The 13,552-nt window shown below is 36.8% G+C and carries 9 protein-coding genes; 3 read left to right on the top strand and 6 right to left on the bottom strand.

Annotated features, from left to right (window positions below; genetic code table 11):
* The first annotated feature begins 586 nt into the window (after positions 1-586).
* Positions 587-1,318, top strand: a complete 732-nt coding sequence (locus tag HMPREF0873_RS09060; protein ID WP_004698386.1) for an SIMPL domain-containing protein — start codon at positions 587-589, stop codon at positions 1,316-1,318.
* On the opposite strand, the gene HMPREF0873_RS09055 is transcribed toward HMPREF0873_RS09060, so the two are convergent.
* Entirely contained in the window at positions 1,299-2,045 is a 747-nt protein-coding gene (locus HMPREF0873_RS09055; protein ID WP_004698389.1) for a ubiquinone/menaquinone biosynthesis methyltransferase, read from the bottom strand. The genes HMPREF0873_RS09060 and HMPREF0873_RS09055 overlap by 20 nt on opposite strands.
* A gap of 346 nt (positions 2,046-2,391) precedes the next feature.
* Between HMPREF0873_RS09055 and sstT the strand changes: the two genes are divergently transcribed.
* Entirely contained in the window at positions 2,392-3,612 is a 1,221-nt protein-coding gene (gene sstT / locus HMPREF0873_RS09050) for a serine/threonine transporter SstT (protein WP_004698388.1), read from the top strand.
* A 246-nt stretch (positions 3,613-3,858) separates the two neighbouring features.
* On the top strand, positions 3,859-5,376 hold the full coding sequence (locus HMPREF0873_RS09045; RefSeq protein ID WP_008715699.1) for an NAD(P)/FAD-dependent oxidoreductase: 1,518 nt from the start codon (positions 3,859-3,861) through the stop codon (positions 5,374-5,376).
* Positions 5,377-5,565: 189 nt separating this feature from the next.
* Here the strand turns inward: HMPREF0873_RS09045 and HMPREF0873_RS09040 are convergent, their stop codons facing one another.
* The 5 genes from HMPREF0873_RS09040 to HMPREF0873_RS09020 form a co-directional block, all read right to left on the bottom strand.
* A complete protein-coding gene (locus HMPREF0873_RS09040) occupies positions 5,566-6,222 on the bottom strand; it encodes a PepSY domain-containing protein (RefSeq protein WP_004692962.1) in 657 nt (218 codons plus the stop codon).
* Positions 6,223-6,349: 127 nt separating this feature from the next.
* Positions 6,350-7,471: an AI-2E family transporter gene (locus HMPREF0873_RS09035; protein ID WP_004698387.1), complete on the bottom strand. Its 1,122-nt coding sequence runs from the start codon at positions 7,469-7,471 to the stop codon at positions 6,350-6,352.
* A gap of 226 nt (positions 7,472-7,697) precedes the next feature.
* A complete protein-coding gene (locus HMPREF0873_RS09030; protein WP_004692964.1) occupies positions 7,698-8,735 on the bottom strand; it encodes an OmpA family protein in 1,038 nt (345 codons plus the stop codon).
* 552 nt (positions 8,736-9,287) lie between these two features.
* Positions 9,288-10,697, bottom strand: coding sequence for an MATE family efflux transporter (locus tag HMPREF0873_RS09025; RefSeq protein ID WP_008715697.1), 1,410 nt, complete (start codon positions 10,695-10,697; stop codon positions 9,288-9,290).
* A gap of 255 nt (positions 10,698-10,952) precedes the next feature.
* A partial coding sequence (locus HMPREF0873_RS09020; protein WP_008715695.1) for a YadA-like family protein occupies positions 10,953-13,552 on the bottom strand: 2,600 nt, incomplete at its 5' end.

Genomic DNA, 13,552 nt, shown 5'->3' with positions numbered 1-13,552 from the left:
CACGCCGCCAGCGTTCGTCCTGAGCCAGGATCAAACTCTCCAAGATATCTTGAAGCTATTTGAATAGCTCATTATTTGTTGTCGTTACATTGAAGTAACTTTGAATTATAGTTGGTTTTGACTATGTCAAAACCCGCACTCTGGCATATGTTCAATCATATGATTGATTACCTATCATTGTTCAGTTTTCAAAGATCTGTTATCAATTTGCACTACTTCATTATTAAGTACTGTCGTAATTGACGACTTGATTATAATAACATTATGACCACTTTCATGTCAACACATTTTATAATCTTTTTGAAGTTCATTTTAAACCTCTAAGTGTATTGCTACACTCATTAAGAAACAGCCGCTCAAACGACTGTATGCATATTATAGTACAATGAAAATATAATCGCAACCCCCAATTCTCAATTTTGCAAAATCTTCATTTTATTTTCATTTTCAACTATAAACCTAATAATTGATTTTACACAATTAATCATGTACAATGTAGCTGTAATAAAGAACTTTCAGCACAAATTAGTTTTCTTTTATTAGCATTTACCAATATGAATATTACATTATTGTAAGGAGATTGAGTATGAAACTATCAAAACATTTATTATCAAAAGCTGTAGCTATAGCTGCTATATGTGCTACTATGGGAACTACCACATTAGCTGCACCACAGGGCACATTTGATACTTCAGAAATTAATATTACTGGTCAAGCGTCTCGATCTGTAGCACCTAACTATGCGATTTTAACACTTGGTATTACAAGCCAAAATACCAATATCAATGCTGCAAAATCTAATAATGATCGTATTATGAGTAATTTAATTAGTCAATTAGCTAACTTAGGTGTTGCAAAAAAAGACATCTATACATCTAGCATTTCCATCAATCCAACGAGCGACTATCAAGACGGCAAACGCATCAATACAGGTTACAATGTATCAAATCATGTAACAGTTAAGATCAATAACCTTGATAACGTAGGAAAGGTTGTCGATGCCGCTGTTAGCGCTGGTGCTAACGACATCAACAACCTTTCATTCCAAAATGATGTGTCTCAACAATTATCTGATTCTTTAACTACAGAAGCGATTCAAAACGGTCGCCATAAAGCAGAAGTTATCGCAGCTGCCCTCGGTCGTACATTGGGACCAGTAAAAACTGTTTCCATTAGCACAACTGAAACTAGCACAATGGACTCTGGTTACTATCGTAACCCAGTAATGCTAAAAGCAGCTCTCGAAACTACTACGCCTGTAGAAAAAGGCTCTTTAATAGTTTCACAAGACGCTAACATCACTTATTATCTACAATAGAATTTTCCGGTACCACACCTTCGTGTACAGCTACAATGCCGCCTGTCAATTCATGATAGGTGGCATTTTCATATCCAAGAGATTTCCAGATTTCTAAAATCTCACTTTGATGCGGGTATCTACGTAAAGATTCTGGAAGCCATGCATAGGAAGAGTTATCTTTGCTCAATTTTCCTATAATAGGCAATATATATGAAAAATAGAAGTTATATAACTGTTTAAACCCAAACATACTTGGTTTTGCAAGTTCTAACACCACAACCTTCCCCCCTGGTTTTACCACGCGTTGCATTTCAGACAATACCTGCTTAATATCTGGAACATTTCGCATTGCAAAGCCACTCATTGCAGCATCAAATGTATTATCCTCATATGGTAAGGCCATGGCATCACCTTGTACTAAATTTACTTGATTAAGTAAACCAGCAGCCTCAATACGAACACGACCTTGATTTAGCATTTCACTATTAAAATCTAATGCCTCTACCTTCAAAGTGGGCTCTTGACGTAATGCCTCCTTCGTAAATACACAAGTACCACATGCCACATCAAGTACATATTGGTGAGGACCGATATTCATCGCTTTTACAGAGAATTTACGCCAAAAATAATCTTGTCCAAAGCTTAACACCGTATTCATTAAGTCATAGTTTTTTGCAATATTAGAAAAAACGCCTTGTACAAATTTCTCTTTATCTGCATACGTTTTAAATTCTTTAGTATTCATTATGGACCTTTCACAAATCAAGAACTATGTTCAAGAATTATATATGGCATAGTATACCACACTATAGGAACGCTAAAAAGAATCCTAATATATATACTCTATATAGTGACTATGTAATATATACATACCTACTAAAAACACTGGTATTTAGTATTTTCCGCTACATAATATAGAACTAAACACACATATTTATTTTTTACCTATATTCATAATAAATATATACGACTATCGATTATAATATCTATTGCCACCATTTCATGTTCGTTGTATAATGACATATGTCCATGTTGAAAGGATACTTTATCATGGGATTTTATTTGTTTTTATATAAGTATTGGAGTGTACTATGAATCGATTTGTAAAATCAATCAATAGAGTCAGTCTAATCCAACAAATTATCATAGGTTTGATTATTGGTATTTTAACTGCTCTTTATGTGCCCGATGTGGCCAATGAACTTGCTTTATTAGGAGTCCTCTTCGTTGGAGCGCTAAAAGGTATCGCCCCTATCCTCGTATTTTTCTTAGTAATTGCTGCGATTAGTAAACATCGCTCTGGACAAAAGACAGGTATGGGCTCTGTTATAACCTTATATTTACTAGGTACATTCCTATCTGCGGCTTTAGCAGTAATCGTAAGCTTCTTTTTCCCTACTACATTACACCTAGCAGCAGGTGCCGCCGATGCCGCACCACCACAAGGTATCGTAGAGGTTATGACAACATTACTAAAAAATGTAGTTGATAATCCAGTAAAAGCATTAATGACTGCTAACTACATCGGTATTTTAGGTTGGGCACTTATCATTGGTGGTGCTTTACGCCATGCACCGATGAATACGAAGGAAGTTATAGAGTCCATTGCACAAGCTATTACTACTGTAGTAGGTTGGATCATTCGATTCGCCCCTCTTGGTATTATGGGCCTTGTAGCAGAATCCATTGCTACTAACGGCATCGAAGCCTTGATTGGGTACTTTCAATTACTCGTATTATTACTTGGTTCTATGATCTTTGTAGCACTAGTAATCAATCCAATTTTATCCTTTATTTACCTTCGTCGTAATCCATACCCATTGGTATTCAAATGCTTACGAGAATCTGCAATCTATGCGTTCTTTACACGTAGTTCTGCTGCAAACATTCCCGTAAACCTTGATTTAGCCAAACGATTGAAACTTAATCCAGATATGTATTCCGTATCCATTCCATTAGGAGCTACAATCAATATGGGTGGTGCAGCAATTACAATCACAATCATGACATTAGCTGCGGCGCATACATTAGGTATCGTTGTAGATATTCCTACCGCAATCCTATTATCTGTTATTGCCACTATTGGTGCATGTGGGGCTTCTGGTGTTGCAGGCGGTTCCTTGTTACTCATTCCATTGGCTTGTTCCCTATTCGGTATATCCAATGATGTAGCAATGCAAGTTGTAGGCGTAGGCTTTATTATCGGCGTATTACAAGATTCCACGGAAACTGCACTTAACTCTAGCACAGATATCCTCTTCACGGCTACTGCTGATTATGCAAAACGCGGCTATCATCAAGATTGGAATTAAAACTTTCTTAGACGGTCCTATGAGACCGTCTTTTTTTATAAACAAATTTTATATTCTTTCACTAGGACTTTGTGAAAGTTATATATATCCTCGCCACCTAATTGTGTAAAAATGATATTATATATTTGGATTAACTAAATATAAACTTTCACCAAGCACTAATAAACTATATTGATTTTCTTCAATATAGTGGTATAATATAGTTAATGATAATAACTATTAGTAGATATATAGAAAGGAATCAACATGAAACAATACGATATTATTGTAGTTGGTACAGGCGGCGCAACCATCGTAGCTGATGCTGCGCTCAAAAAAGGCTTTAAAGTGGCAATCATAGAAAAAGGTAAATTTGGTGGTACATGTCTAACTCGCGGTTGTATTCCTACAAAAGTTATGGTTACAGCAGCTAATGCAATTCAAGAAACAAAAGAATTCAAAAAAATTGGCGTTAACGTTGGACCTGCTACTATGGACTGGCATACTGTGTCCAAGCGTACTTGGCATAAAATTGACGAATCTGCAGGCATCTATGATTATTACAATGCCTATGACAACGTAGATGTGTATCGTGGCGCAGCAAGCTTTGTATCTGATAAAGTGATGAACATCCATCTTAACGATGGGTCTGGCATTGTAGAAATTACAGCGCCTACAATTATCCTTGGTACTGGTGGCTATAGTAATGTACCTAATGTACCAGGTCTTCAAGAATCAGGGTTCCTTACTAGTGAAAGTCTCTTTGGTGATAAATTCCCTAAACAACCATATAAATCCCTTGCTGTACTTGGTGCGGGTCCGATTGGTGTTGAGTTCGCTCATGTATTTGATTCCGCTGGTACAGAGGTAACAATTCTACAACATAATGTACGTTTAGTTCCTAAAGAAGATGCAGATATATCGGAACACTTGCTTAACAACTACAGAGAACGTGGTATTAACGTACTTCTAAACCAAGACACTGTTGAAATCCGCCAAGAGGATGGCCTTAAAGTAGTAGTTACTAAAGATCGTACTACTGGCGAAATTACAGAAACTAAAGTTGAAGAAATCCTTGTAGCTGCAGGTATCCGTCCAGCTGTGGAAGAACTTCACCTAGAAAATACTGGTATTGAAACACGGCCTAAAGGCTGGATCAAAACTAACGAATTTTTAGAAACATCCGTTGATGGTATCTACGCTTTAGGTGATGTCAATGGGGAGCCGGCATTCCGTCACCGTGCAAACTACGAAGCAGATATCATTGCTCACAATCTCTTCTATGCAACAAGTGAAGATGATTACCGTTGGGCAAGGTATGATACATTACCAAAAGTTACTTTCTCCTATCCTGAAATTGGTAGTGTAGGTCTCACAGAGGCTGAAGCTATCAAAGCGGGTTACAATGTAGGAGTTGGGAAGAACTTCTACTCCTCCACTGCAAAAGGCTATGCAATGGGTATCAACCCTGGAGATATAAACGATGGATTTGTAAAAATTGTGGTAGATAAAGACACCAACCATATCCTTGGTATGCATGTCGTAGGTCCTCAAGCTTCTATCCTCTTCCAGCCTTATGTGAACCTTATGAATAGTGGTGTAACTCCGTTGACAGCAATCAACGAAGAAATTGCTTCTGAACGCACTAAACGTTTACGTGAAAAAGGTATTACTCGTGAAATGGACCCTAGATCCGTTATCACTGTAGGCGAAACTATGAGCCCACATCCATCCCTCGTCGAGGTTATCATGTGGACACAAGTGTACTACGAAAATCGTTGGTAATACAACTATAGTTATAAATAATAAAAGGACTAAACCTAGGCGCAGTACTTTTGTTGCAAACATATCTATTGTAAAAAAAATATTCTAACATAAGAGCACTATCAACCGATATTTTATAGTATCGGAATCGCAAAAAAGAGCCAAAGGCATTGCCTTCGGCTCTTTTCTTATTAATCATCAATAGATAGGTTAGCGGCCCATATCTATATCAGAACCCCAAACGAGATTTGTTTTACGACCATCGAAGCCTTGATCTGGCTCAGGTGGTAATTTATAGGATTTAGATTGTTCTACATAAGCACCTGTCTCAGCATCTACTGTAACAACTACTTTTTTACCATCTTGATGCATAGTCACATAGTATAAAACTTTACCATTATGAGCTTCAATTTTCCAGCCCTTCATAACAGCATCATTTCCAAGTTGTTGTTTTGCAACACGTTCTGCTTGCGTTGATTCAATAACTTTATCTTTATTAAAAATCTCACCAATAACTTTCTTAGGTTTGCCCCCCTCTTCCATATCAGAAGCATTACCAGTGATTACATCAATTTTCATCTTGTACTGATGATACTTACTATAACCAACTACTTTATAACCATAGTTCAAGTCATTAGAGTTGAGCTCTACAGAATGAAGTGCCGCATTAGGATAGCGATTTTGGAAAATAGTTCCAATTTGGCTCATAGTCATAACTATGGACTCGCCAGGTGCACGTTTTACAGAAATATCCGTACTTGTTTCAGGCTTTGTTTTGCGTGCATCTGCCACACTTGGTGTAGCAACGGATAACATGCCCACTGCTAATACCCCCGTTAATGCCATAGAAATCAACTTTTTATTCATTATAATCCTCCTACTAGATACTATGCTTCTATTAATCAAACTATTAGTACACTAGAATTTCTATAAGTTCATGCTATATTCAGCAACACGAAAAATATGTAAATAGTCATATCATTTAGACAATATACTATAAACCTTCATTAGATGCAAGTCGTCCATCTACATCAGTCATAATCAATTTATAGCATGTAGCCACTAAAGGTACACCGATCAACATACCAGTAACCCCCATCAAACTACCGCCTACGATAACAGCAGCAAATACCCACAAACCTGGTAATCCAACAGAGTTACCTACAATTTTAGGATAAATAAAGTTACTTTCAATTTGATGAAGTACCTCTAAAATAATTACATAGATGAGAGCATCCATAGGGCCAACAGTAAGTAGCATAACGGCTCCAATGATACCACCAACATAAATACCTAATAGTGGAATCAATCCAGTTAGACCAATTACACAGGCAATCGTTGTAGCATATTCAATATTAAATAGCCATAAAGTAATTCCTACCATCACGCCTAGAACCAAGGCATCTATAAACTGACCTACAAAAAAATTACTGAATGTTTGAACTGCTACGCGAGTTACATAACTAACTCGATTTACCCACTCATCTGATGCATATGCCTTTAATATACGTTTACCTTGTAACATAAGGCGTTCCTTATCAAGCAACATATAAACAGCAAAAATTAAGCCAAGACCTATGTTCAAAGTCCAAGACAATACGGTGCCCATTGCATTTACAATATATGTGCCACCTTTTGTCCCCCATTCACGAGTATATTTAGCAATATTTTCTCCACTTAGGGCATCTATAATCGTTTGATTCGATGCCATTGGAATGGTTTCTGTAATATGTTGCATCCATGTTTGGAAATCCGTATACAATTGCGGTGATGCAGCTACAATAATCGACATAGAATGAATCAATTGAGGTAAAGCCATCCGAGCAATAAAATACACAATAACACTAATTGTTACAAAGGATAGCAAAAGACTCAACGGGCGACGTATTTTATACTTCCATCCAGAGTCACACTTAGGCCATAGCCATCGTTCATAACGAACGACTAGAATATCCAATACGAAAGCAATACAAGCACCCACAATGAGCGGAACAAAAGCCGTAAAGATAGCGTCAAGACCACTAGCAATATCACTTATACGTAGTGCCATCATAATCATAATGCCCGCTAGTATAATAGCTCCTATGAGCTGTTTGTAATATTTGAATTCTTTCATAATAACCTACTTCACATAACACTATTAATAAGCTACACCTATATAACTATACGATTCTCACATCGCATACATTACCAAAGCATAATGAACATTGTATGACCTAGGATTGTATGCAATTTTAGTATAACACAAAAGTCCACCTTGTCGCATGCTCGAATTCTCGATAAACAAGAGAGCATGATTGAAGGTGGACTTATTGTAGGACTAATCTAGATTAGTCTAGAGATTAGCGATGAATATAAACGTCTACACGACGGTTTTCAGCTTTACCTGCTGCTGTAGAGTTAGTTGCAACTGGTTTAACATCACCATTAGCAATACCGATAAGACGATCGGCAGATACACCATGGTTAACTAAATATTGAGCCACATGTTGTACGCGGCGTTCAGACAAAGCAATGTTGTATTGTGGATTTGCATCAGTATCAGCGTTACCCATCAATTTAACTTGGTCTTGAGAATATTGGTTAGCAGCATTTACAGCAGCTGTTAAGTTTGGATATTGGTCCGCACGAGCAACATCTTGGTCGGAGTCAAAGTAGATAGATTGTACATAGTAGTCCAATTTAGGAGTTTTATATGCAGGCGCTTCTACAGTAGGAGCTGGAGCCGGAGTGTATACAGGAGCTGGCGCTGGAGTGTATACAGGAGCTACGGATTTATGACCGCCGAAACGGTAAGATAATCCTACTACAGGACCTTGGAAGGAAATATTAGACTTATCATCACGTTTAGTATTGATATAACGATACCCTGCATTAATATCCCAGTCTTGGTTAACTTTATAACCTAAACCTGCTTCCCAAGTAGTAGTTCTCTTAGTCCCTACACCCGCTTTACCATAAACGTCTACTTTGGAGCCAAGGTTAGCTTTACCAATTACACCTAATTGAGCAATATTATTTGCTTTAGGGAATGTATCACCAGAAATGTGAGCATAACCACCATATACTGCGAAATTTTTGTTCAAGGATTGAATCAAATTAACTTCTTGCATTCTATCACTATAGCTAGTGCCGAACATTTTATCATTCAAACCATGGTATTGGTATTGCAACGCTGTTTTATCTGTGAAAGCGTATGTTACACCACCATCAAAGTTCCATTTTGCATCAGAAGTCCAAGCTTTAGTTTTTGCTTTAGAATCAGACGCACCAAGATCAACTTGAAACTCACCTTTATTGAATTGAGTTTGAGGAGTTGCACCTGCTACGGACACACCTACAGCAGCAACTGCCAATAAAGCTAATAATTTTTTATTCATTATAATTCCCTCCAAAAACAGCCCTTATAATACTTAGGCTTTGGTAATAATATGCTTATAGTTTACACAATTTTTCAATATAATTCAACATTCTTCATGAATATTTGATGAATTTTTAGTTATATCTATCTATAAATATTATAAATATAAATATTTAAACCCTCTCTATTGCCGAATCACTGCGATTCTCTGCACATATTACATTCCCGAAATTATAATACTATTTATCTTTTTTAAGATTCTCTAACAATAATAAAATTACTGGTCTTATAAGTTCATCAAAATCATTATTATATATACTAATAGATCTAACTATAATTGAACGAATAAAAGCTCCCTTATGCACTAAGGAAGCTTTTATCATTTCATATGTATATCTCTTACATATATACGTGAAATCAGAAGTTTCTGGTCAGATAACACATTCCCCAATGTGTCATTTTTTTCACATTACGTATTGTACATCAAAAATTTTTAATAGACAAGAGTTTATTCACTTCTTTTTCATGAATCCTTCTAAAACTTTCAATGTGAAAAAGAATTTACATCTCATTAAACAACCTTATGTTGCCATGTTCCTCGAATAAATCTCAAATAAGAACAACATAATCTTAGAGACTGATCGAAGCACAAAGATAACCATGCCCCAAAAAGCCCTAAACCTAGTGTAATGCACAATAAATAAGTAATAATAGGACGAATGATTGCTACGCTTACAAGAGAATATTTCATGATGTAATATGTATCTCCTGCCCCTTTCAACACACCGGAATACACTTGCTGTAATGCTTGAGGGAATGCAGCGATAGCCATAATGCCCATCAAAGTGGCTGAAAGTGTAACAACATCACTTTCACGAGTATATAACTGTACTAAAAAATCACCAGGACCCATAAAGATTAATGCACTTACAAGGCCCACGACTAAACCAATACGAGCACCAATTTTACCATAAGTACGTGCAATATCTGGTCGTTTGTGTCCCAGACTTTGCCCCGTATGTGATGCACCTGCAAATCCAAGACCCATCGCAAAATAGTAAAATATATCCATTAAATTCATACATACGTAATGTGCTGCTAAAGGTACTGCACCTAAGGAAGCAACAATCATAGTGTATGTATACATACCGAACCGCTCAAAGAACTGTTCTCCTAAAGAACTGCCACCGACATGAAACATTGTATGTAATACGGGCCTTTCAAAAGTCCATTTCGACGGATGGCGCAATGTTAATCCAGTAGAAGTATGTTGTGAAATCGTACGCAACAACAATAATGCAATAATAGCACTACTGATCATAGTGGATACACCTGCCCCCATAACGCCAAGTTCAGGGAAGAAACCAATACCATAAATCAAGAAGAAATTCATTATCGTATTCAAAATATTCCCTACTACATTAGATTTAAAAATAACTTTAGTGTTACCATATCCAATGAGTGCAGCCCCTACGATTTGGCTAAAGGACTGAAATATTAAGCTAATAACTATGAAACGACCATACCAAACGGCTGTTTCAATATAGCCATCTTCAGCTCCTGTAAAACGTAGAATATGCTCTAAGTTCAAGAAACATATCAATAATAACGGTACATAAATTAAAAAATTCAATAAAATAGATTGCTTGAGTACGGCATTCATACCATCTACATCACCTTCACCATGACGACGAGCTATAATTGCTGTCACAGCAATGGATAAGGCTCGACAAAAGATGAGCATTACCATCTCAGGTTGACCCATAATGCCTACCGAAGCAAGAGCTGACGCACCTAAGGCACCAACCATCGCCAAATCAATGGCAGTCATAAATTGTAACATCAAGCCTTGTAATGTAGCTGGCCAAGCTATTTTTAAATAATTACCATATAGCTGCTTTGTAGTTCCTACAGGTCCTAATCGTTCTACAACAGGCAACATGGTGTCTATTGAAAGCCATCGTTGTATACGGTCTAACATCCTATCTCCTATTCATGTAAGATCATATAGTAAAGGCATTACTTCACCTCTTATATCTATTGTATTATATCATATAACATATGAGAAATCATTCATATGTTATGCTTTTTAAATAAGAATATATATCAAAATAGCAAAAAAGAACCTCTTAGACGAAATGTATATACCCTATCAAGTACAACAATGTATAAGAGGTTCTTTAGTTTTACAGGAAAATAACTATCTTAGACTATTATCAAAATTAGTTCTCAACTCTTAACCTTTAGAGGCTAATAATTGATTTACTACGGCACGCAAGTCATCTAAGCCTTGTTTAGTTTCAGCCAATTCTTGACGTTGACGTTCATTTTCAGCTTCCAATGTATTTAGACGTGCTGCTTGATTAGCAATAACAGTTTTTTGATTACTATTCTCTTTTTTGAGGCTAGATACTTCGTCTTGCATTACATAAACAGAGCTAATAGGACCTGCTTTATAACGCTCTGGGATAGCGTCTTTTCTTTCACGACTACCACCAAATTTATGCGTTATACCTGCATTTACCATGTTGTGGCTAGTACCAAGTGAAACACCTACATTGAACATAGTATCTTCAGTTCGATAATGAGCAATGCCGATAGCACCCGCAGTTTCACCACGGTAGTTACCAATACCAGCCATAATTTGTGTTGGTTCCAATGGATCATATTGAATTGGTTTCAACGCGGCCATAGCTGCCGCATGAGCACCAACACGTTGTGTTTCAGTACCGACACGGTTAACAGCTTCTTGTAAACCAGCATTAGATGCTTTCAATTGGCTAACATTTACTGCATCAGTATCAGCTGTGCCAGGCGCTACTCCATGAATTTTGTTGCCACCATTATTTAAGCCGTCTACAGTAAGTGATACAGGGCTAGCTGCTGTATCTGCAGGAGTAATAGTCATACCACCCCCATTAATTGTAGTAGAGTTGCCAGCTGCATCTTTCACAGTTGTACCTGCAGGAGTGATTTTAGTAGATACACCGTTTTCATCACCTACAGTAACACTGTTTAGGCCTTTTAAGTCTTTAGCCAAGCCATATGTGAAAGTAGTTCTATCTTGGTTAACTACAAGATTATCACCAGCTTGGAATTTTACGGTATCACTACCTTGTACTTTTTCAACAGTACCTCCTGCAGCTGTTACCTTCCATGCAGATATATCTTTAACTTGTTGTTTACCAGTCTCTGTCAAGTTGCTCAAATCTTGATTTGCTGCATTATCGATTTTTGCTTTAGTTTGATCATCAATCTTAACAGTTACATCTTCACCATTAGCTATAGTTGTTAAACCGTTTTCGCCTTTAATATTGAATTTTACATCGCCTGTACTCAACGATTTTTCATCAGTCAAACCAGAGTTACCACCTAAAGAAATCTTACGAGCAATAGCTGTCGTGTTTTTGTCGATATTAGCTTTATTGGTTGCGATGTTATCCTTATTAGTTGCAATATCACTAGTATTTTTAGTGATAGCCGCTTTGTTATCAGCAATATTTTGTTTATTCGCAGCAATATTGTCCTTATTAGTTGCAATATCAGCAGCATTTCTATCAATTGCAGCTTTATTATTAGCTATTTTTTGCTTGTTATCCGCAATAGCATCAGCATTTTTACCAATCTTATCTGTATTATCAGCAATGTTGGCTTTGTTTTCTGCTACTTGATCATCAACATGTTTCAATTGATCTTCTGTGGCGGCACGTCCAGAGACAGGCTGTGTTTGACCCGGAGTCCATGCAGTGTTAGTCAAACCCGTTACTTGAGGTGTTTCTACACCTTCTGTAGCTTTCACTTTTGGTGCTGTAATGGTTTGATTTGCTTTTACAGTATTGAAAGTTACGTCTTGTTTAGTAGCAATTGTGAAGTCTTTACCATTTTGAGTAATGGAAATGTTATCACCATCGATAAACTTAACTGTATTGCCACCTTCAACTTTTTCGGCAGTATTACCATTAGCTACTACGTTCCATGCGGATAAATCTTTAACTTGTTGTTTACCAGCATCTGTTAAGTTGCTCAAATCCGTATTTGCTGCATTGTTGATTTTATTAGCCGTAGCATCATCTAATTTGACAGTTACATCGTCTCCATTAGCTTCAGTAACAATACCATTTTGCCCTTTAATATTGAATTTCACATCGCCTGTACTTAAGGATTTCTCATCGGTTGAACCAGTATTACCACCTAAGGAAATCTTACGACCAATAGCTTCTGTATTTTTATCAATATTAGCTTTATTGGCTGCGATATCGCCAGCATTTTTAGTGATGGCCGCTTTGTTATCTGCAATATTTTGTTTATTCGTCGTAATATTATCTTTATTAGTTGCTATATCGGCTTTATTAGTTGCGATATTATCTTTATTAGTTGCTATATCGGCTTTATTAGTTGCGATATTATCTTTGTTAGTAGCAATATCTACTGCATTTTTATCAATTGCAGCTTTATTATCAGCTATTTTTTGTTTGTTATCCGCAATAGCCTCTGCATTTTTACCAATCTTATCTGTATTGTCAGCAATCTTGGCTTTATTTTCTGATACTTGATCATCAACATGTTTCAATTGGTCTTCTGTGGCTGCACGACCAGATACAGGTTGTGTTTGACCTGGAACCCACGCAGTGTTCGTCAAGCCTGTTACTTGAGGTGTTTCAACTCCAGTTGTCGCTTTCACTTTTGGCGCTGTAATCGTTTGAGTAGCTGTTACCGTATCAAAGGTTACATCTTTCTTAGTAGAAATGGTGAAGTCCTTACCATTTTGAGTAATAGAAATGTTATCACCATCGATAAACTTAACGGTGTTACCACCTTCAACCTTTTCAGCCATCT

It is taken from the genome of Veillonella sp. 3_1_44 (genome assembly GCF_000163715.1).
GTDB classification, from domain to species: domain Bacteria; phylum Bacillota; class Negativicutes; order Veillonellales; family Veillonellaceae; genus Veillonella; species Veillonella parvula_A.
Note: the sequence above shows the minus strand (reverse complement) of the source record. Positions and strands in the feature narration are given on the sequence as shown.